General features: G+C 37.6%; 20 protein-coding genes. All 20 read right to left on the minus strand.

What is annotated here, in order from left to right; all coding sequences use genetic code 11:
- Positions 1-32 precede the first annotated feature (32 nt).
- On the minus strand, positions 33-1,265 hold the full coding sequence (dapG, locus tag D1B32_RS05995; RefSeq protein WP_118888911.1) for an aspartate kinase: 1,233 nt from the start codon (positions 1,263-1,265) through the stop codon (positions 33-35).
- Between the two features lie 118 nt (positions 1,266-1,383).
- Positions 1,384-2,430: an aspartate-semialdehyde dehydrogenase gene (locus D1B32_RS06000; RefSeq protein WP_095308726.1), complete on the minus strand. Its 1,047-nt coding sequence runs from the start codon at positions 2,428-2,430 to the stop codon at positions 1,384-1,386.
- A gap of 51 nt (positions 2,431-2,481) precedes the next feature.
- Positions 2,482-3,087 (minus strand): dipicolinate synthase subunit B, encoded by a 606-nt coding sequence (gene dpaB, locus D1B32_RS06005; protein WP_095308724.1) that lies wholly within the window; start codon positions 3,085-3,087, stop codon positions 2,482-2,484.
- Positions 3,084-3,968 (minus strand): dipicolinic acid synthetase subunit A, encoded by an 885-nt coding sequence (gene dpaA, locus D1B32_RS06010; RefSeq protein WP_095308722.1) that lies wholly within the window; start codon positions 3,966-3,968, stop codon positions 3,084-3,086. Before dpaA ends, dpaB begins: the two co-directional genes overlap by 4 nt.
- Positions 3,969-4,180: 212 nt before the next feature.
- Positions 4,181-5,020 carry a 3D domain-containing protein gene (locus tag D1B32_RS06015; RefSeq protein ID WP_118888912.1) on the minus strand — a complete coding sequence of 280 codons (840 nt, stop codon included), beginning with the start codon at positions 5,018-5,020 and terminating at the stop codon, positions 4,181-4,183.
- Between the two features lie 327 nt (positions 5,021-5,347).
- Entirely contained in the window at positions 5,348-5,590 is a 243-nt protein-coding gene (locus tag D1B32_RS06020) for a YlmC/YmxH family sporulation protein (protein WP_095308718.1), read from the minus strand.
- 386 nt (positions 5,591-5,976) lie between these two features.
- Positions 5,977-7,200 carry a M16 family metallopeptidase gene (locus tag D1B32_RS06025; protein ID WP_118888913.1) on the minus strand — a complete coding sequence of 408 codons (1,224 nt, stop codon included), beginning with the start codon at positions 7,198-7,200 and terminating at the stop codon, positions 5,977-5,979.
- Positions 7,201-7,318: 118 nt separating this feature from the next.
- Entirely contained in the window at positions 7,319-8,263 is a 945-nt protein-coding gene (locus D1B32_RS06030; protein ID WP_095308714.1) for a polysaccharide deacetylase family protein, read from the minus strand.
- Positions 8,264-8,484: 221 nt separating this feature from the next.
- The gene (locus D1B32_RS06035; protein ID WP_095308744.1) at positions 8,485-10,596 is read right to left on the minus strand and encodes a polyribonucleotide nucleotidyltransferase; all 2,112 of its coding nucleotides are present in this window, start codon (positions 10,594-10,596) and stop codon (positions 8,485-8,487) included.
- 313 nt (positions 10,597-10,909) lie between these two features.
- Positions 10,910-11,179, minus strand: a complete 270-nt coding sequence (gene rpsO / locus D1B32_RS06040) for a 30S ribosomal protein S15 (protein ID WP_067730023.1) — start codon at positions 11,177-11,179, stop codon at positions 10,910-10,912.
- A gap of 146 nt (positions 11,180-11,325) precedes the next feature.
- Positions 11,326-12,264: a bifunctional riboflavin kinase/FAD synthetase gene (locus D1B32_RS06045; RefSeq protein WP_095308712.1), complete on the minus strand. Its 939-nt coding sequence runs from the start codon at positions 12,262-12,264 to the stop codon at positions 11,326-11,328.
- A gap of 17 nt (positions 12,265-12,281) precedes the next feature.
- Complete coding sequence (gene truB, locus D1B32_RS06050) at positions 12,282-13,181, minus strand: tRNA pseudouridine(55) synthase TruB (RefSeq protein ID WP_095308710.1); 900 nt, start codon at positions 13,179-13,181, stop codon at positions 12,282-12,284.
- A gap of 87 nt (positions 13,182-13,268) precedes the next feature.
- Positions 13,269-13,613 carry a 30S ribosome-binding factor RbfA gene (rbfA, locus tag D1B32_RS06055; protein WP_095308708.1) on the minus strand — a complete coding sequence of 115 codons (345 nt, stop codon included), beginning with the start codon at positions 13,611-13,613 and terminating at the stop codon, positions 13,269-13,271.
- A 47-nt stretch (positions 13,614-13,660) separates the two neighbouring features.
- On the minus strand, positions 13,661-13,939 hold the full coding sequence (locus D1B32_RS06060; protein ID WP_095308706.1) for a DUF503 domain-containing protein: 279 nt from the start codon (positions 13,937-13,939) through the stop codon (positions 13,661-13,663).
- Positions 13,936-16,068 (minus strand): translation initiation factor IF-2, encoded by a 2,133-nt coding sequence (gene infB, locus D1B32_RS06065; RefSeq protein ID WP_095308704.1) that lies wholly within the window; start codon positions 16,066-16,068, stop codon positions 13,936-13,938. Before infB ends, D1B32_RS06060 begins: the two co-directional genes overlap by 4 nt.
- Before the next feature lie 20 nt (positions 16,069-16,088).
- Positions 16,089-16,388 (minus strand): L7Ae/L30e/S12e/Gadd45 family ribosomal protein, encoded by a 300-nt coding sequence (locus D1B32_RS06070; protein ID WP_095308702.1) that lies wholly within the window; start codon positions 16,386-16,388, stop codon positions 16,089-16,091.
- Positions 16,378-16,659 (minus strand): RNase P modulator RnpM, encoded by a 282-nt coding sequence (gene rnpM, locus D1B32_RS06075; protein WP_095308700.1) that lies wholly within the window; start codon positions 16,657-16,659, stop codon positions 16,378-16,380. Before rnpM ends, D1B32_RS06070 begins: the two co-directional genes overlap by 11 nt.
- 13 nt (positions 16,660-16,672) lie before the next feature.
- Complete coding sequence (gene nusA, locus D1B32_RS06080) at positions 16,673-17,773, minus strand: transcription termination factor NusA (protein WP_095308698.1); 1,101 nt, start codon at positions 17,771-17,773, stop codon at positions 16,673-16,675.
- A gap of 109 nt (positions 17,774-17,882) precedes the next feature.
- Positions 17,883-18,353 (minus strand): ribosome maturation factor RimP, encoded by a 471-nt coding sequence (rimP, locus tag D1B32_RS06085; RefSeq protein WP_095308696.1) that lies wholly within the window; start codon positions 18,351-18,353, stop codon positions 17,883-17,885.
- 254 nt (positions 18,354-18,607) lie between these two features.
- Positions 18,608-22,897, minus strand: a complete 4,290-nt coding sequence (locus tag D1B32_RS06090) for a PolC-type DNA polymerase III (RefSeq protein ID WP_095308693.1) — start codon at positions 22,895-22,897, stop codon at positions 18,608-18,610.
- Between the last annotated feature and the right edge of the window lie 11 nt (positions 22,898-22,908).

Here is a 22,908-nt window from a genome sequence, read left to right on the forward strand (position 1 = left end):
ATCACCTTTCTTATCTAAATTTGGTATCTTCTCTATCTTTGGAGTTCATTTATATGACTTAGCTCAAATACATCATGTAGTGCATTTACAGCTGTAATTAAATCAACTTGATGCACAAGAACCCAAATGGTTGTATGGCTATCGGCGGACTGTAATATTTGAACACCTGAATTCGTTAAAGCCTGAACGATTTTAGAAGCTACTCCTGGAACACCCGTCATTCCTGCCCCAACAGCCGAGACTTTCGCACAACCCTCTGTTACTTCTGGGTAGAATCCTAATACTTCCAAGATATGAACAGCTTTCTCAGTTAGTGATTCAGGAACCGTGTAAACAACACCTGTTGGAGATATATTGATAAAATCAACTGAAATACCTGCTTCAGCCATTGACTTAAAGACTTCAGACTGTAATCGATAGGCTGATTCCTTTGTTTTTACTTTGATTTGAGTAATGGAGGACATATGAGCAATTCCAGTAATCATTCGATCTGGTATATCTACACCCATTTCAAGTACTCTTGGTGAAGTAACCAACGTGCCTAGATCTTCAGAGTACGTTGATCTTATTCGCATCGGAATTTTCCCTTGCATCGCGATTTCCACCGCGCGGGGATGAATAACCTTTGCACCTTGATATGCTAAATTACATATCTCCGTATATGTGACGATTTTAAGTTGACGTGCGCTCTTAACTACACGGGGATCTGCAGTCATAATGCCATTTACGTCAGTAAAAATCTCAATTCGCTCTGCATCAAGTGCGACTCCTAGTGCAGCTGCAGTTGTATCGCTGCCCCCACGACCAATCGTTGTAATCTCACCAGCATAGCTTTGACCTTGAAAGCCTGCAACAACAACAACATCATGCGTTTCAAATTCTTTTAAAATACGTGTTGGATTTACTTCTTTAATACGTGCTTTATTGAAATCCTCTGACGTTAAAAAGCCTGCTTGTGATCCAGTTAATGCAGTTGCTGATATGCTGAATTTTTGAAGCTCATTTGAAAGTACAACAGCAGAAATTATTTCTCCACAAGACATTAGGAGATCCAATTCTCGGGCGGAGTTTTGATTACGCGGGTAATCAACTAGCCCTAATAGCGTATCTGTAGCATATGGATCCGGCTTTCTTCCTAAAGCGGAAACAACAACAACTAATTTATAACCTTTTATTAAAGCCTCTTTAATATGTTTCATTACATACTCTCTATTTTCTTCTGATTGAACAGAAGTTCCGCCAAATTTTTGAACCAATATTTGCATGATCACACCTCTATTATTACTAAATACCGGATACTTAGGAGGTCATAAACAGAAGGAACTGTATTTACATACAGATTCCCTCAATTGGTTTCGATTTAAACATTGAAATTATGACCTCTTAAAGCCAATTATTTTTTATTAAAGATTGGGCAATTTGAACCGTGTTAAGAGCAGCGCCTTTAAGAAGATTGTCAGATACGACCCAAAGATGGAATCCTTTGGCATTATCGATATCTTTACGAACGCGGCCAACAAAGACCTCTTCTTTATCTGCAGCACTTAACGGTGTTGGATATGTCTGTGTTTTGGGATTGTCTTCAAGTTCCACTCCATCAGCATTCTCAAGTTGTTTCCAAATATCCTCAACACGAACATTCTCTTGCTCGATTTCTATATAAATACTTTCTGCATGGGAGGTAAAGAATGGAAGCCTTACACATGTAGCAGCTACAGATAGTTCCGTATCATGCAGAATTTTTTTTGTTTCATTAATCATCTTCATTTCTTCAAACGTATACCCATTCTCTTCGAATATATCGATTTGAGGCAGAGCATTAAATGCAATTGGATAATGTCTCTCATCACCTGAAACAGGAAGTAAGTTTGCTTCCATTTTTTCATCATTCAGGTATTGTGCCGATTGAGTCTTTAGCTCTTCAACCGCTTGCGCTCCTGCACCCGATACTGCTTGATACGTAGAAACAATAATACGATTAATTCCATAAGCATCCTTTATCGGCTTTAATGCAGCAACCATTTGAATAGTTGAACAATTCGGATTAGCAATAATTCCGTTATGCTTCGCTATATCTTCATTGTTTACTTCCGGCACAACAAGTGGCACATTTTCTTCCATTCGAAATGCACTTGTATTATCAATTACAACTGCCCCACGCTTAACTGCTTCTGGTGCAAGCGCCTTGGATATTGAGCCTCCAGCTGAGAATAAAGCAATATCCACATCTTCAAAACTTTCCGGCTTCGCTTCTTCAATTGTAACCTCATTATTGTTAAATACTACCTTTTTACCTGCAGACCTTTTAGATGAGAGCAATTTAATTCTATTGATTGGGAAATTTTTCTCCTCTAATAATTGCATGATTTTCTGTCCTACTGCCCCTGTTGCTCCTACTACTGCGACATTAAATGCTGTTTTCTGTACCATTTACAATAACTCCCTCCAAAATCGAATATATCTTTTTTATCTTATAGCATTTTATTTTACCATATTTTCATCCATATAAGGAATAATAAGTGGTTGAAGTTGTTTTCCGTTTAATGCGTATTTCACACTATCTACAAGGTAATCTAATTTAGCTGCTAATGAGTTTGGTTTTTTAAACGGGTCATCTTGACCAAAGGGAATAAAATAAATATATTTACTGTTTAATAGCCGCATTAAGTTTATCCCATTTAACCCAAGTGCATCATTGGTCGTTACACCGAGTAAAACCGGATTTTGATTTCTCATTGTTGACTTAGCTGCCATTAAAACTGGGTTATCAGTTAATGCATTCGAAAGCTTACTTAACGAATTTCCTGTAAGTGGTGCGATTACCATACAATCAAGCGGATTTTTCGGTCCAAACGGCTCAGCTTCCGGAATTGTTTTGACTACTTTTTTCCCTGTGATAGCCTCAAGTCTTTCAATATGCTCTGTTGCTTTACCAAATTTCGTATCGGTGGTTTGAACCGTGTAGGATACAATTGGAATAACTTCTGCCTGCTCCTCGATGAGCTTCTCAATCTGCGGGAAAACCTGACTATGTGTATGATGGGATCCAGTTAAACCGAATCCAATTCGTTTCCCTGCTAAACTCATTCGGACTCCCTCGTTTCATCAAGAATCTGTGTTATAACATCCGCAAGTATTTTCCCAGCTGTTCTTGGGGCAACAATTCCAGGTAAGCTTCTCGCTAGAATTGCTTTGATTCCACGTTTTTCTGCAAAATCAAAATCCGTTCCACCAGGTTTGGATGCTAAATCGATGATAATTCCATTTGGCGGCAAATTTTGGATTACATCCTTCGTTACAATCGGGGCTGGAATTGTATTAATAAGTAAATCACAGTCATGGGTATGATCAGAAAGCTTTTCCAACGGAATCGCATGTAATCCCATTTCGGTGATTCTAGCTAAATCTCTAATACTTCTTGCACATACCGAAACCTTCGCTCCCAAAGCTGAAAACTTATTTGCCACTGTATTCCCAACCCTGCCGAACCCGACTACAACAACACGTGACGAGTGGATTGTATAATCTGTTTCTTCAAAGGCCATCATTATTGCACCTTCTGCTGTAGGTATTGAATTATAAATTGCTACGTCATCCCTATCCAGTAACGGTACCAAATCAATATTTGCCGCCGTTGTAGCTGAAGTTAAATACTCATTTGTTATTCCGGTAAAAACCAGGGTATTGCTTTTTAATTTCTTAAACCACGACTTTTCTATTTGGATCTGTTTATCTGAAAATACAGTTTCGATATTTCCGGACATATCTGTACCAGTTATTGGTAATATAATTGCATCTAACTTAGACGGTTCGAGTTCTTCAAAGTCCATTTGATTTGATCCTGTAAATCCCTGTTCCAGTTTATCAAAGCCAACTAACATCAAAGTGGTATCAGGTAATGTCTTTAGTTGCCTGATTAATTCTAAATAGCGTGCGTCTCCGCCAATTACAGCTATAAATTGACTCATTATTATATAGACCCTCCAGACATACTTCCTGTTTTCATTTTCTTTATAGCTTATGTGAACTCGCAGTGAGAGTGATTGTCTGAATAAAAAAAGAAAGCAAAAAGACAGATATCCTTATACGATATCTGTCTACACCTTTATTTCAAACCTTTTCTAACAGCTTAATTTCCTTCTATGTTATGGAAAGCTTTCTTTTGTATGTTATTCTCTAATCATTCCAAAATCGTTACTTCCACTACTTTTCTTCCCCAGTTATACGCTTGATCCTTTGTAGGTACATGAATATCTATTTTATTACCTTTTATTGCTCCTCCAGTGTCAGCAGCTACTGCATGACCATAACCTTCTACGAAAACCTTCGTACCGAGTGGAATAACATTTGGATCAACCGCAATCACCTTCTCATAAGGATTTGCTTTTAAATCAATACCTGTAGCTGTAATTCCTGAGCATCCAGAGCAATATGCAGTGTAAGCAGTTGCTTCAACTGAAATTGTTTTGCCATTCGGCTGTGTTGATTCGGATTCAGCGGTAGAATTGACCTCTTCTTCTGCTTCCAGCGTTACAACTTCATCTTCCGTTGCCTCTTCTGTTTCATTCTCTGGCACTGATTCTGCCTCTTTCATTTCAATTGTTGAATCGGCATTTGCTTGTTCGGCTGCCACTTGTTCCGTGTTCAACTCACTAGCATCATTAACAACCAACTGCTGCCCAATGATGATTAAATCTGAATTAAGATTATTCCATGCCTTCAAATTTTCAACTGTAACATCATCACCATAACCTCTACTAATTTCACCCAAACTATCTCCTTTTTCTACGATGTAATATTCTGGTTCTGCCTCATCCAACTTTAACATTTGCTTTGGATGAATCAGCGAAGAATCCAATTCATTAATATCCTTTAATTTTTCTACAGTCGTATTGTTATGATGTGCTATTGTCCAAAGGTTATCTCCTTTTTTAACTTCATAATCAGTTGCTGCCGACACTGTTGTCGCAGTTACACCTGTAATAATTAAACCAATAATTAGAGCTACTATCTTTTTCATTATGTAGTCCCCCTCGTTTTAATTACTGTAACGTAATCGTACCACGGGGACGGATTATGTGCGGTTACGGCTTGTTTAAGAGTATATGTCTTAAATTACAAATACAAGTTTTTTCGATTAATCGGTTCTATTTGCTCTATCACGTGCATACAATAGAGTAAGGGTAGCTATGGATAGAAGAATAGAAACACAAGCACTCAGTTTTAGAGAAGTTATAATTAGAAGTCTCTTTACGTCTTTTAGTGCCTTGTGGCTGTTTCGGCTGCTCAGTACGCTAAACAAAAACAGGCATCATCTATTTGATACCTGCTCTTGCAACACAACTAACTATTCTAGCTTATCTGTTTCAATCATAATCATATCTTCTCCGATTTTCTTAATTGAGTTCCAGCGGATCTTCGTTTCTTCCCCTTCTTTTACAAGTCCAAACCACTTATAATTTGGAATAATAAATGCTTCTATCTGTCCAGTTGATTCATCGATTTCCAAATCTGTCTGCCCAAGCATGCCTAATCTTGTACCCTCATTGACATTGATTATTTCTTTATCACCCATATCACGAAACCGCATCTAATCACCTTCTCCTTTTCCTTTATACTTCATATATATGTTGTTTGAAGCAAGCTATGTATGATCATGTAGATGTTTAAAACATCATTCTTTCTATCTGGGATTAGGCGATCTAGTGGAAAACGGCAACTAATAATAAAAGAATATAACGGAAGAAAAATGTGAGTAGAATCTGGATTGGACAGAAAAAGTTTTAATGACTCTATTGTCATTACACAGTATGTTTATAATAAAAACGAGCATTCCTCCTCTCACGGGGGAAATGCTCGTTTGAAAGACGTAAATTCACAAAAATTCTCGCTCAATAAGTAAATACATCTTACGTTTCATAGTAGCTTACTATGTCTCATGTATAGCTTAGAAAAATTCTCACATGTTCGAATAGCTTAAAGAACACTGGCAGGTGCGATTAATGCAGTTGAAGCTGGTTTATTAAATATTTTTTTGATAACTTTCCCAATAGAATCGTGATTCACTGCGTCAATTTCACGAATAATTTCATCTAGTGTGCGATGACGTTGTAATAACAATTCATTTCTGCCATTTCTTGACATTCTACTATTGGTGCTCTCTAAACCAAGCATTAAACTGCCTTTTAATTGCTCTTTGCTGTTTCGTAGTTCCTTATCGGTTAAACCTTTATTTATCAATATCTCCATTGTTTGATTAATTGTATCCTTTAATAAAGAAAGCTGTTCCTTGCCAGTACCCGCATAAATTGTAAGCAAACCATTATCAAGGAAAGTGGAATGATAAGAGAATACAGAGTACGCTAATCCTTGTTTTTCACGGACATCCTGGAATAATCTGGAGCTCATACTTCCACCAAGTACATTATTCATTATAATAAGGCTATAAATATGTTCGTCCCCTAATGGAAGCCCTTCAAAACCGAAACAAAGATGTGCTTGCTCCGTGTCCTTATTGCGCTCAATAGAATTTGCATAGAAAGCTGGTTTTAAAATTTTTGTTTTCTCTGCTGGTGATTCATATGCACCAAAGTAATCCTCAATCTTATAAATGAAGGAATCATCCACATTACCCGCTACGGAAACCACCACATTTTCAGGAGTGTAGCGTTGTTTTACATACTCTCTTAATGTTTCTGGCTTAAATGATTTTAAATGTGCTTCTGTCCCAAGAATGGAATACCCTAATGGATGATCTCCATAAGAAGCCTTTGCCAACAAATCATGGACAATATCATCTGGCGTATCTTCATACATTTTGATTTCTTCAAATACAACTTTTTTCTCGCGTTCCATTTCCGCTTCATCAAATGTTGAATTGAAGAACATATCTGCAAGAATTTCTAACGCATAATCCTTATGTGTATCCAATACTTTTGCATAAAAACACGTATATTCTTTGGATGTGAATGCATTTATTTGCCCGCCGATGGAATCAAACGCTTCTGCGATGTCTTGAGCAGTTCTTGTTATTGTACCTTTAAAAAACATATGCTCTAAAAAATGGGATATCCCATTATTTTCAACTGATTCATTTCTAGAACCAGTTAATACCCAAATACCAATCGTAACTGAACGAACTGCTGGTATTTTTTCTAACACAATTCGCACACCATTTTTACTAATGTGTTTATCTATCAATATTCTTCCTCCTAAAGTAACGAGATCTATCAAAGGAGCGAAACATCATAACACTCCAGGACTAATTTATCGCTTTGGCATTTCCCTGTTTAAGCACCAAAACGTGAAAACCAACGCCTTACCTTTCTTCACTAAGCAGCATGTCAATTGTTCCTAATCTGTAACCACTTTCTCTTACTAATTGAATTAGCTGTTCTAATCCATTTGCTGTGGCAGGTGTAGGGTGCATCAATATTGTAGCACCAGGGTGAATTTTATCCTTCACCCGGTTAATCATAACAGAAACTGACGGATTCTTCCAATCAATCGTATCCACTGTCCAGAGAATCGTTTCCATATTTAAATCTTCTGCAGAATAGACAACTTGGTCATTATAACTTCCACTAGGCGGGGCAAACCATTTTGCCTTCTTACCAGTAATAGCAGTTAGAATCTGGTTTGTTTGACTTATTTGATCAATCATCGCTTGATTAGAAAGTCTAGCCATATCAGGATGATTATAAGCATGGTTACCAATGACATGACCTTGTTCATCTATCATCTTTACGATTTCTGAATTCTGTTGTGCCCATTTACCTTCAATAAAAAAAGTAGCCTTAACTTGATTTTCCTTCAATATGCGAAGCATTTCCGGTATATGCTCTTCACCCCAAGACACATTTATGAAAAAGGCCACCATATCCTTCTCTGGATGACCACGATATATAGGCGAGCCATCGAGATCCATAAGGCTAACTTCTGGAGATATTTGATCAAATACGAGCTTTGACTCATCGAATATTCCAGTTTCTTTCATCTTTTCATAAGATTTTTCGATGTTTACTTCTAAACCATTTCGACCTGCAGTTTTTTTCCAAACTCGATCAATATAAGCATCTTGTGGCTTCACTGAATATAATTCTTTCTTTTCTTGTATTTCCTGGTATAAAGCATCTTTTTGGTTAATCACTTGAGATCCCATTGCAGCTAAATTTATAGTAAATGGATTATAATCGACTTGAAATGCTGTCGCTAAAATTAATAAAAAGACACAAAGATTTACATATTTACGATAGCTTCTCATAGACACCCCTCCCCTTACATTTCTATGCAAAAGTGGGACAAGTATGAAAAAATAAATCTCGAAAAAGCGAACTCTTAAATAGAAAGAAGCATATCGCCATTATTTTTGCGTACACTTAACGTGGTGAGGTACTTATTAGTTTAACCACTATCCATCAAATAATAATGCTAGAATATAAAAAAAGAAACTGAAATCTCAGCTTCCTTCTTTTACAATTATCTTTATTTTGCTTTTTCTGCTCTTTCCTTTTCTTCTAGCAGTACAGCTTTACGGGAAAGATTTACTCGACCTTGGCGATCAATTTCTTTTACTTTTACCATAATCTGATCACCAATCGATACGGCGTCTTCGACTTTATTGGTACGTTCTTCCGCTAGTTCAGATATATGGACTAATCCATCTTTACCTTTAAATAGCTCTACAAAGGCACCAAATTTTTCAATACGTTTAACTGTACCTAAATACATTTGACCTACTTCTACCTCACGAACAAGATCTTCAATGATTTTTTTCGCTTTTTCATTCATAGAAGCATCTATAGATGAAATGAATACACTACCGTCTTGCTCGATATCAATTTTAACACCAGTTTCATCAATAATTTGATTAATCTGCTTACCGCTTGGTCCAATAACATCACGGATTTTATTCGGGTTAATAGACATGGTTAAAATTTTCGGCGCGAATTCAGAGAGCTCTGTTTTTGGTTCACCGATTGTAGCAAGCATGGAATCTAAAATTTGCAGACGTCCTTTTTTAGCTTGGGTTAATGCTTCTTCTAAAATTTCTCTAGATAAGCCTTCAATTTTAATATCCATTTGCAATGCTGTAATTCCTTCTGCTGTTCCGGCAACTTTAAAGTCCATATCCCCCAAAGCGTCTTCCATTCCTTGGATATCTGTCAAAATTGTGTAGTCTTCTCCTGATTTAACAAGTCCCATTGCAATTCCAGCAACTGGTGCCTTAATTGGTACACCGGCATCCATCATCGCTAACGTACTAGCACAAATACTTGCTTGGGAAGTAGAACCATTCGATTCTAAAACCTCGGATACGAGACGAATCGTATAAGGGAAATCTTTATCTGAAGGAACAACTTTTTCAAGTGCTCGTTCACCTAATGCACCATGACCTATTTCACGACGACCAGGTCCTCTAATTGGGCCAGTTTCTCCAACGCTGTATTGTGGGAAGTTATAATGATGCATAAAGCGTTTCGTCTCTTCTAGATCTAAACCATCTAAGATTTGTACGTCACCTAAAGCTCCTAATGTACAAATACTAAGCGCTTGGGTTTGTCCACGTGTAAACAATCCTGAACCATGCGTTCTTGGAAGGACATGAATACGTGAAGAAAGCGGACGAATTTCATCTGGCTTACGACCGTCTGGACGAACTTTTTCTTTCGTAATCAGTCTACGCACTTCTTCCTTTACCATTTTATCTAAAATGTTCTTCACCTGTTTAATTTCCTCAGGCTCAGCCTCTTCATATGCCGCTAACACCTCTTGTTTTACTTCGTTAATGGCATCTTCTCTTGCATGCTTTTCTTGTACTTGAATTGCAGCAATTAGCTTATCCTTTGCATCTGCTTCAATTTTGGCTTGCAGAGCTTCATCTAGTTCAAATAAGGTAATCTCTGATTTTTCTACGCCAGCAGCTTTAACGATTTGCTCTTGAAATGCAACAAGACGTTTAATCTCCTCATGACCAAACATGATCGCCTCTAGCATTACTTCTTCCGGTACTTCATTTGCCCCAGCCTCTACCATGTTGATCGCATCTTTTGTACCTGCAACCGTTAATTCAATGTCGCTCTGCGCTTCTTGCTCAACAGTTGGATTAATAATAAATTCACCATTTACTCTACCTACATGAACACCTGCAATTGGTTCAGCAAACGGGATATTCGAAACGCTTAGTGCAATCGATGATCCAACCATTGCTGCAATTTCAGATGAACAATCTTGATCCACACTCATAACTGTACTGATCACTTGAACTTCATTTCTGAAGCCATCTGGGAAAAGTGGACGAATTGGACGGTCAATTAAACGAGATGCTAAGATTGCCTTCTCGCTCGGACGTCCCTCACGTTTAATAAATCCTCCTGGAATTTTACCTACCGCATATAATCGTTCTTCATAGTTAACGGTTAAAGGGAAAAAAGGTAAATCCTTAGGTTCTTTCGATGCAGTGGCAACAGCTAGTACCGAAGTATCGCCATAATGAACCATACATGCACCATTCGCTTGCTTTGCTAGTTCTCCAATTTCTACTGTGAATTTCTTACCAGAAATTTCAGTAGAGAAGACTTGTTTTTCTTCAGCCATTAGTCGTAGTGCTCCTTTCAATACAACTTTCCTTATAAGCATTATTAATAGATATCATCCTATAAATAGGTTTCCTCCTTTAGAATAAACTAAAGATGTTAAGGAATCAAATGCGAGAAAGCACTTGATATACTAGAAGAATCCCTATTTATACTATGTTTAGCTTTATGTAATCTAAATAGTCAATAATAGGTAAATTAAGAAATATAACCAAACCCTATTATACATATACTATTACTATTCATGTAGCTTGACATGTAAAAATACAACTTTGAATGAATAGAAAAAGCAGGATTTCTCCTGCTTTTTAAAATTATCGGCGTAAGCCAAGTTTTTTAATTAATTCACGGTAACGAGTAACGTCTTTGTTACGTAGATAAGTAAGCAAGTTACGACGTTTACCAACCATTTTCAAAAGACCACGACGTGAATGATGATCCTTTTTGTGAACACGTAAATGTTCGTTCAGCGCATTGATATCTTCCGTTAGTACAGCAATTTGTACTTCTGGAGAACCAGTATCTGTTTCGTGAACTTTGTATTCATTAATAATCTCGTTCTTACGTTCTTGTGTGATAGCCATTTGGCGCACCTCCTAATAAAATATAATAACCCCAGTCTCCTAGCAAACGTCGGAGTTACGATTTGCCAAGGGATGGTTTTACCTTACTAAGCATAACGCTTCCGCAAGAAAAAATCAAGTGTTCAAGCTAGTTTCTTTCATAAATATTAGTCCGAAAAATAGTCACGAATATTCTTCTCGTCTAGCTCTATCTGCGCAATTAATGCTTCAGCATTATCAAATTTCACTTCTTCTCGAATATATTTATGCCATTCAACCTGTAATTCTTCGCCATATAGATCATTGCTATAATCGAAAATATTAACCTCGACTGATAAATCTTTCCTGTCAGCTGTAAAAGTCGGGTTCGTACCAATACTCGCCATGCCTTCATATACTTCATTCTTATACATGACACAAACAGCATAGATTCCGGGTTTTGGCAGCAACACTTCTGCGTGCAGTTCCAAATTGGCTGTAGGATAACCTAGCTCTCGTCCTCTTTGGGCCCCTTTAATCACAATTCCACTAAATTTCAGCGGGTGGCCTAGTAAATGATTTGCCTCATCTACTAACCCATTTTGCAGTAATTTACGGATTCTTGTAGAGCTTACCTTTTCATCATTGGATATTATTTTATCAATTATTGTATAACTGAATTGTCCACGAGTAAACTCTTCAATATTTTCCATATTACCTTGCCCTTTATGACCAAATGAATAATCAAAACCACCTACTAGGTGTTTTATATTAAGTCCTATAATAAAATGGTCAATAAAAGCTTGTGGTGATAATTTTGATAGCTCTTGATTAAATTGAATAATATATACCCGATCCACCTGAAGCTTTTGCAATAACTCCTGCTTTTCCTTCATCGGGGTAATATATTGTACACGCTCTGTCCCCTTTTTTAAAACGACTGACGGATGTGGATGAAATGTAATAACAGCACTTTCCATATTTCTAGCTTTCGCTTCATCGACAGCTGTTTGAATCACTTGTTGATGTCCTCGGTGAATACCATCAAAAAAGCCAATTGCACAAACTGTCTCCGGCAATTCCCCTAACGCTAATGTATGCGGGTAGGTTAATTCAATTGTTCTCATACTTTTTCACCTGCACTTTATGATCTTTCACTGAAAACGCGAACAGGTTTTATTTGTTCAGCTTTATCAGGATGATGTTGATAGATTGCTAATAATTCATTGTGATGCATTACGACGAAAGGATCTTCGAGCTCAGTATCCTTTGGTTTAGCTAGTTTTTGTCCATTCATTACTTTCCGTTTCGTCTCCTCATTAACATATAGCCGATTCAAATGAGAAAGTCCGTCTATAATTGGGTGTAACAAACGATTCTGTTCGTTCTGTTCAACCGCCTCTTCTATCATAGCAAATGAAATTGCATTTTTCTCGGAAAATGTCCCAGTTTTAGTTCGGACAAGTGCAGACATATGTGCAGGATATCCAAGCTTTGCCCCAATATCAACACAAAGCGTTCTAATGTACGTTCCTTTAGAACAAACTACTTTTAAACGAATTGTATGAGCTATCGGATCAATTGACAGTCTTTCAATTTCGTAAATTGTAACTTTGCGCTTTGGACGTTCTACTGTTTCATTTGCTCGAGCATACTCGTATAGCTTTCTTCCATTCACTTTTACAGCAGAATACATCGGTGGGATTTGCGTAATTTCACCTGAAAAATCTTTAAGTGTCTGATTAATTATCGATTCAGCTGGAAATTCCATTACTTCTTTTTGATCAACGATGCTTCCGTGCGCATCTTCTGTGTCTGTTGCAAACCCAAGCTTCACTTCAGCAATATACGTTTTTTTTGTATCCGTAAGGAAGGGAACAATTTTCGTAGCTTGTCCTATACAAATTGGTAATATGCCTTCCACTTCTGGATCAAGTGTACCTGTGTGACCCACTTTCTTTGTTTTAAAATACCTTCTACATTTCATAACACAATCATGAGATGTATACCCTTTTGGCTTCCATAATGGTAAAATGCCTTCCACTGCACTAGCCTCCACTAACTTCTTTGTATGTATTCGAATATGGGAAAATCTGACCTGTTTCTAAGTGGACAGGTCAGATTTCGAGAATTATTCTTTATTTAAGTCTTTTAAAATGGAATCAATTCGATTTCCATACTCGAATGCTTCATCAAATTCAAATGTAAGTTCTGGTGTTTTACGTAGACGAATGCGACTACCAATTTCAGAACGGATAAATCCCTTTGCTTTTGCTAAACCAAGCAAAGTATCCTGTTTTTGTTTCTCATCACCTAATACAGAAATAAAAGCCTTTGCTTGTTGGAGATCACCCGTTACTTCTACGTCTGTTACTGTAACAAAACCAACTCTAGGATCTTTAATCTTTCTTGCTAGAATGTCACTTAATTCTTTTTTCATTTGTTCAGCTATTCTGTTTGCTCTTAATTCAGCCATTTTATTCACCTCTAGAATAACGTGAGACTTTAAAGTGGGTTTCACTCTTAAAGTCTTTCCACATTGGTAATCGTACGTTCAAGTTCGGTAAATCCATCAATCGTCCCAAGAGCAGCGTGGATTACTTTTTCTGCATGAACATAATCTGTAGAAATTGTTACAATACCAATTTTTGTTCGCTGCCACAGGTCATGGTAATCCAATTCTGTAACAGCGACATTAAAATTGTTCTGTAGTTTTGCAAGCACTTTTTTGATAATCGTTCGTTTAGCCTTTAGAGAATGCCCATCATACATGATACACTCTACTTCAGCATAGACAATCATTTGCGCTCAATTTCCTCCATAACGAAAGCTTCAATAATATCGCCTTCTTTAATATCATTGAAATTCTTAATTGTAATTCCACACTCATAGTTTTGTGCAACTTCTTTTACATCGTCTTTAAAACGTTTTAACGCAAGTAGTTCTCCTTCATAGAGGACAACACCATTACGGATTATCCTTACACTTGCATCTCGTGTGATTTTACCGTCTGTAACATAGCTTCCTGCAATGGTACCAATTTTAGAAACCTTAAACGTTTCTCGGACTTCTGCCTGTCCGATAACTTTTTCTTCGAATTCAGGATCCAGTAGACCTTTCATCGCTGCTTCAATTTCTTCAATCGCACTATAAATAACACGGTGCAGACGGATATCTACTTTCTCTGATTCTGCTGCTTTTTTCGCATTAACATCTGGTCGAACATTAAACCCAATTACAATTGCATTGGATGCAGATGCAAGAATAATATCGGATTCCGTTATAGCCCCTACACCTGTGTGAATGATTTTAATTTTTACACCCTCGACTTCAATTTTACGTAATGAGGAAGCTAGTGCTTCAACAGATCCTTGTACATCTGCTTTTACAATAATATTCAAGTCTTTCATTTCACCTTGCTTAATTTGTTCGAATAAATCATCCAAGCTAACTTTTGACTGTTCGCCGCGGCTAGCAATCAAATGTTGCTGCTGGCGAGCTTCCCCAATTTGACGTGCTTTCTTTTCATCGTCAAACACAAGGAATTGATCTCCAGCCTGTGGCACATCATGCAGTCCCGTAATTTCAACCGGTGTAGATGGACCAACTTCATTCACACGCTTACCGATATCATTTACCATTGCACGTACACGTCCATACGTATTTCCAACAACAATTGCATCTCCTACTCGTAAAGTTCCGTTTTGAACAAGTAATGTCGATACAGATCCTCTACCTTTATCTAATTGCGCATCAATAACGGTACCAAAGGCATTTGCTTTTGGATTTGCTTTTAACTCTTCTACTTCGGCAACGAGTAGAATCATCTCTAGTAAATCATCGATACCTTGATTATTTTTTGCAGAAATATTAACAAATATTGTATCTCCGCCCCAAGCCTCAGGAACCAATTCATATTCCGTTAGCTCTTGCATCACGCGATCCGGGTTAGCCGCTTCTTTATCAATTTTATTTACCGCAATAATAATTGGAACCTCTGCAGCTTTTGCGTGATTAATTGCTTCTACAGTTTGAGGCATAACACCATCATCTGCTGCTACTACAAGAATAGCAATATCTGTAACCTGTGCTCCACGGGAACGCATGCTTGTAAACGCTGCGTGACCTGGTGTATCAAGGAATGTGATTTTCTTCCCATTCGTTTCAACTTGGTATGCACCGATGTGCTGTGTAATCCCACCAGCTTCTCCTGCTGTAACTTTTGTGTGGCGGATTGAATCAAGTGTTGTCGTTTTTCCATGGTCAACGTGACCCATTATCGTTACAACGGCTGGTCTTTCAATTAGATCCTCTTCTTTTTCTTCCACAACATATTTATCAAAATCAGTATCTTCTAAAATAATTTCTTTTTCTACTTCTACATTATATTCACCACAGATTAATTCGATTGCATCATCATCTAAGTCCTGGTTCTTTGTTGCCATGACGCCAAGAAACATTAACTTTTTAATAATTTCTGCAGCTTCTTTATTTAATTTAGATGCAAGTTCACTTACTGTCAGCGTATCGTTATAGACAATTTTTGATGGTGTTTCTTTGATGACAACTTTTTGTTCATTTTGAACCGGCTGATTACCTCTTCTTGGACCTTTTTGTTTCTTTTTATTCGTTTGCTGTTGCTTTTGTTGCTGGCCTTTAGGCTGGGAATGATTTTTCCCTTGTTTAGCCGATGGATTAGAGTGCTTTTTCGCTTGATTACTTCCTGGATTGTTTTTCGAATTTTTCACATCTGGTTGAGCTTGCTTCGATTTACTAGCATTGAATTTTTCATCTAATTTTCGAACTGTATCATCTGAAATCGTTGACATGTGATTTGACACTTCTATATTTAAGTTCGTTAAATAGTTGATTATTTCCTTGCTTGACGTATTATTTTGTTTAGCATATTCATATACACGTATTTTACTCATACGTTCACCCCCGAATTTGATTACCCGAGTAACGATTTTATTTTCGCAGCAAATCCCGTATCTAAGATTGCAATCGCCACTCTGTGGGATTTTCCAATAGCATTTGACAATGTTTCTCGATCATCTGCTATTCTATAAGGTACTTCATAGTAATTACATTTGTCTGTTAGCTTTTTTTTCGTCTGTGGCCCAATATCCGAAGCTATGATAACAAGCTTTGCACGATTGGAGCGAATATCTTTCAGAATCGTTTCTTCTCCAAGAGAACATTTTCCAGCACGATAAGCAAGACCAATCATATTTAAATAGTTATTTTTCATTGGGTTTACCATCAATTAATTGTTTCAGTTCTTCGAAAATAGCCGGATTTACTTCTGTATTTAACGTTCGATTCAGTATATTTGATTTCTCTGCTTTTAAAACAACATCCAAATTACGCGAAAGGTATGCGCCACGACCATTTTTCTTTCCAGTGGGATCCACAAAGACCTCTCCTTCTTTGTTTCGGACAATCCGAATAAGATCCTTTTTCGGTTTCGTTTCATTAGTGACAACACATTTTCTTTCAGGTGCTTTTCTTTTCTTCACCATATTGGAGTCCCCCTTATTCAAACAAATCCTCATTATTGTCAGAATAGGATTCTTCTGTTTCCGTTTTTAATAGACCTTCTTCTCGTGCTTCTGTTTCACTTTTAATGTCGATTTTCCAGCCTGTCAACTTAGCAGCGAGTCTCGCATTTTGACCACGTTTCCCAATTGCCAGGGATAGTTGGTAATCAGGTACAATAACAGTTGTAGATTTTTCTTCTTCATTAACTAATACTTTAATAACCTTAGAAGGACTAAGCGCGTTCGAAACATAGACAACTGGATCTTCTGACCACTCCACAATATCGATTTTTTCTCCTTTTAATTCATCAACAATTGCTTGCACACGCTGGCCGCGCTGGCCGACACAGGAACCAACCGGATCTACTTCCGGGTCACCGGCATATACGGAGATTTTAGAGCGGTCACCGGCTTCTCTGGCTACCGATTTAACTTCGACTGTTCCATCAAATATCTCTGGTACTTCCATTTCAAACAAACGTGTTAGAAGACCAGGATGTGATCTTGAAATATAAATTTGTGGTCCCTTGCTTGTATTCTCTACTTTCGTAACGAATACTTTTAAACGATCGTGTACATGATATTCTTCTGTTGGCATTTGTTCAGCCTCTGCTAGCTTTGCTTCAATTTTGCCAAGATTAACATAGACAAATCGTGCGTCTTTCCGTTGAATAATACCCGTCATAACATCCTCTTCACGGTCAATATATTCAGAGAAGATGACGCCTCTCTCTGCTTCCCTAACTCGTTGTGTAACAACTTGCTTTGCAGCTTGGGCAGCAATACGTCCGAAATCCTTCGGTGTTACTTCTACTTCAATAATATCTTCAACCTCGTAATTTGGGTCAATTTTTCTTGCTTCGTCAACTGAAATTTCCAGCTGAGTATCTTCCACTTCTTCTACGACTGTCTTTCTAGCGTAAACACTCATTTTACCTGATACTTCATTAAGTTCAACTCGAACATTTGTAGCAGATTTAAAGTTTTTCTTATATGCAGAAATCAAAGCGGCTTCCAATGCTTCCATTAAAATTTCCTTTTCAATTCCTTTTTCCTTTGCTAAATTATCAATCGCATCAAACAACTGATTGCTCACCTGTTTTTTCCCCCTTTTAAATTAGTTGAAAACTTGGCCGATTACCAAGCCTGATAACGAAAGCCTTCGTTGTACGTAAATGATTTCCTGACAAGCTATTTAACATTTACTAGAACGTTACCGCTAATCTAGCTTTTGCTATTTTGTCAAATGATATTTCTACCTGCTTTGTACGCGTTTTTACTTTGTATTCAATCGTAGCTATATTGTCATGGAAGGTTTTTAGAATACCTTCAAATTGTTTTTCCCCATCAATAGGCTCGTATAACTTGACGAATACATTCTTTCCGATATTTTTTTCAAAGTCTTCTGTCGTTTTAAGCGGACGTTCCACTCCAGGCGAGGAAACTTCCAGGAAATATGCTTCTTTAATCGGGTCTGTTTCATCCAATTTTTCACTTAACTGTTCAGAGACTTCTCCGCATTCAGCAATATCAACACCGCCAGCTTTATCGATATATACACGAAGGAACCAATTTTTACCCTCTTTTACATATTCGATATCTACTAGTTCAAGGTCCTTTTCCTCAACAATAGGGAGTACCAATTCTTCTGTCGTTTTAATTACTTGGGAGCTCAATTTCCATCCTCCTTTATTAACTGTAACTATATTACTTATTATGAACTATCTTCCCCAAATTCATCTGTGTACATCCAAATCAATATAAAACCCCTGCCTAAAATTGGGGCGAGGGGAATTGTCCAGGTGGATAATCAGATATGAAGAAAGAGTGGGTGTGCACCCACTCTTTAGACCGTTCGTATCCTTACTTTCCAAAAAATAGTATAGCATAAAGTCTTAGCTTGTGCAAGAATAACTACATTGCTTTACGACTAAAATAAAGAAAGCTGATTTTTTTCTTCCATTCCTTCAAGACATCCATGATTATCAAGGTATTCTAATACTGTTTTAGAGATTTTACTTCTTTCTCTTAAATCCTCTTTTGACAAAAACTCCCCTTCTTCACGTGCTTTCACTATATTTAAGGCAGCGTTTGTTCCTAGTCCATCCACTGCATTAAATGGTGGAAGTAAAGAGTTCCCATCTACAATAAAGTCAGTTGCACTCGATTTATAAAGGTCTACTTTTTGGAATGAGAAACCACGCTCACACATCTCAAGAGAGATTTCTAATACAGTAAGTAAACTTTTTTCTTTTGGTGCAGCATCATTCCCCTTAGCAACAATCTCATCGACCCGATTCCGAATTGCTTCAGACCCTTTAATCATTGTATCCAATTCAAAATCATCTGCACGAACTGTAAAATAAGCAGCATAAAACAGAATGGGATGGTGTACTTTGAAATACGCGATACGAACTGCCATTAGTACATATGCAGCTGCGTGAGCTTTCGGGAACATATATTTAATCTTTTTACATGACTCGATATACCAGTCCGGAACACTATGCTTCTTCATTTCGGTAATCCATTCGTCTTTGAGTCCCTTTCCTTTACGAACAAACTCCATAATATTAAATGCAAGTGATGGTTCCAAGCCTTTATGCATTAAATAAACCATAATATCATCTCGGCAACCAATAACATCTGGTAATTCACAAATACCATCATTAATCAGATCTTGAGCATTGCCCAACCATACATCCGTACCATGTGATAGACCTGAGATAATAAGCAACTCGGCAAAAGTACTTGGCTTCGTGTCCTCAAGCATTTGCCTAACAAATTTTGTCCCAAACTCAGGTACCCCGAGGGTTCCAGTCTTACAATTAATTTGTTGTGGTGTGACTCCAAGTGACTCTGTTCCCGAGAAAATTTTCATTACTTCAGCATCATCTGTCGGAATCGTCATTGGATCAATGCCGCTCAAATCTTGCAGCATACGGATAACTGTTGGATCATCATGTCCGAGAATATCTAGTTTTAACAAATTATCATGAATAGAATGGAAATCAAAATGCGTTGTTCGCCATTCACTGTTACGATCATCTGCTGGAAATTGAATTGGTGTAAAATCGTAAATTTCTTTGTCATCTGGCACTACAATAATTCCGCCGGGATGCTGTCCAGTAGTCCGTTTTACACCAGTACATCCTTGTACAAGACGGTCCACCTCTGCATTTTTATAAACTAACTGTTTATCAGAAGCATAACCTTTTACATATCCATAGGCCGTTTTTTCAGCAATTGTACCAATCGTACCAGCACGATATACGTTATCGACTCCGAATAGTTCCTTCGTATAGTTATGTGCCCTTGGCTGGTATGCACCGGAGAAGTTTAAATCGATATCTGGAACTTTATCACCTTTAAATCCTAAGAATGTTTCAAACGGTATATCCTGACCATCTTTTTTCAATGCTGTATCACATTTCGGACAGTTCTTATCTGGTAAATCGAATCCACTTGCAACAGAACCATCTGTAATAAATTCGTTGTAATGACATTCTCCGCAAATATAATGGGCAGGAAGTGGATTTACCTCCGTAATTTCTGTCATTGTTGCAACAAAGGACGATCCAACAGATCCCCTCGAACCAACAAGATAGCCATCATCTAAAGACTTCTTAACTAGCTTATGGGAGATTAGGTAAATAACCGCGAACCCATTCCCTATGATACTTTCCAATTCTTTCTCAAGTCGATCGACTACAATCTGTGGTGCAGGCTCCCCATATATTTTCTTCGCTCGTGTATAGCAGAGGTCCCGCATTTCTTGTTCTGCACCCTCAATGGTTGGTGTAAATAAACCATCTTTCACAGGTGATAAGTCCTCTAACTCATCCGCCAATGCATTTGGATTGGTCACAACAATTTCACGTGCTACTTCTTCGCCAAGAAACTTAAAGCAGTCTAACATATCATTTGTTGTTCGAAAAGGGGTGTCTGGTAACGTTTGTCTGTTCAATGGATTACCAGCCTGTGAGGCAATTAAGATTTGCCGGTATAATTTATCATGATCGTCCCTATAATGCACATTGCCTGTTGCAACAACTTTTTTGTTCATCCTGTTTCCTAAATCAACAAGCTTTTTAATTATATCAATAATCTGCGACTCGTTTTGCACAAGATCTTTTTCCACGAGATGAGCATAATTGGCTGGCGGCTGAACTTCAATGTAATCATAAAACTCAGCAACCTCTTCTGCTTCCTCCGTAGATTTTTGCATCATTGTTTCAAAAACTTCACCTTTATCACATGCTGTTCCGACGATAAGCCCTTCGCGAAACTTTTGTAAAAGTGATCTTGGTATCCGTGGTACTCGATAAAAATAATTAATATGTGCATAGGAAACAAGTTTATATAAGTTTTTCAGGCCCTCTTGTGTCTTAGCTAGAAGCGTAGCGTGAAATGGACGAGAACGCTGATAAGCATTACCCTCTCCCATATGGTTATTTAATTGATTGTGATTTCGAATATCTTTTTCTAACAATTTTTGAACAAGCTTCCAGAGCAGGTAACCAGTGGCTTCTGCATCGTAGATAGCGCGGTGATGTTGTGTTAATTCAATATCCAAATGCTTACACAATGTATTTAATCGGTGATTCTTTAATTCGGGCAGAAGGAATCTAGCAAGCTCCAGTGTATCCATAACCGGATTTACCGCTTTTTCATAATTAATTCGTTTCAGTCCCTGGTTTAAGAACCCCATATCAAAGCTTGCATTATGGGCAACGAGTATATCTTCTCCCATCCAAGCATGGAAATCCTTTAAAACCTCTTCGACTTCTGGTGCATCTTTGACCATATCATCCGTTATCCCAGTTAATTCGATGGTCGTTTGTGATAACGGATGGTGTGGGTTTGCAAATGCCTCAAATCGGTCAACAATTTCACCTTTATGGATTTTCACTGCTGCAAGTTCAATTATGGTATCGTAAACAGCTGATAGCCCTGTTGTTTCAACATCAAAGACTACAAATGTATCATTTTCCAAGTCTCTGTCCGAATCGTTATATGCTATCGGCACACCATCATCAACAAGGTTCACTTCAACACCATAAAGGACTTTAATATTATTTTTCTTCCCTGCTGCATGTGCTTCAGGGAATCCCTGCACACCAGCATGATCTGTAATTGCAACCGCACGATGTCCCCATTTTGCAGCCTGTGTAACTAATGTTTCTGGAGAAATAACAGCATCCATTTGACTCATCGTCGTATGCGCATGCAGTTCAACTCGTTTTGCATCAGCAGGTGCATTATCCATCCGTTCATCGACCTTAATCTCATGGATATCATTAGCCATCATTGCAAGTTCATTGGTATACATATCTGTTTGAATACTACCTCTTGCTTTAACCCACATCCCTTTCTTAACAGATGCAAATTTAGCTGCGTCCTCATCGTTTTTAGAGAACATTTTTATTTGTAATGAATCTGTATAGTCCGTTGCCTTTATAATTAAAAGACTTCTTCCAGAACGTAATTCGCGTACTTCTGCTGAGAAAATATAACCTTGTACCGTTATACGACGCTCCTCTTCCAGAATCTGTTCCATCGTAATCGCATCGTCTTTAATATTATATCCAATCATGAACGGTCCATTATCTTCACTGTCTTTTTGCTTGTCCCGTTTCACTTTCTCTTGTACGGTCTTTTGAACAAGCTGCTGATCCTCAAGTGCTTTTTGTTCTCTAAATTTCTGCATATCCATCGCATCTGCTTTTACATGGATATCAAGACTATAGGAAAGTGCACCAACGCGCGAACAAAATGTTTTAAACTCTGGTTCTAATCTTCGTTTGAGCGCACTTGCTTCCGCATCATTTCTCGCAGTTAACATAATCTTATTATTGTTAACTTCTGGATTCTGAGTTTGTACAAGCTCCTTATAAGCAGGTGATATTTGCGTCATTGAAGTAACAAAGTGTTTCCAATAACCACTAATCGTATTACTATCGCAAGCTTGTTCATTTGCCAGCACTGTTAGCTCTACATTTGCTATCTGCTGGAACGACTCCTTCAATTTAACCGAGAAAACTTGATATACATCAATTGGTAAGATACGCGCAACACAAATATAAAAATGCCAAGTCTTTGTATTTTTATAAACTTCTAATTTATCTAGGTAGCTATCTTGAAAATAGTCTACTATGTAATCATCGGATAATTGCAGCTGCTTCAATAATAAACTCATTTTTTCTTTTTTCGATATATCCATTTATTATGCCT

It is taken from the genome of Oceanobacillus profundus (assembly GCF_003515705.1).
Lineage (GTDB): Bacteria > Bacillota > Bacilli > Bacillales > Amphibacillaceae > Oceanobacillus > Oceanobacillus profundus.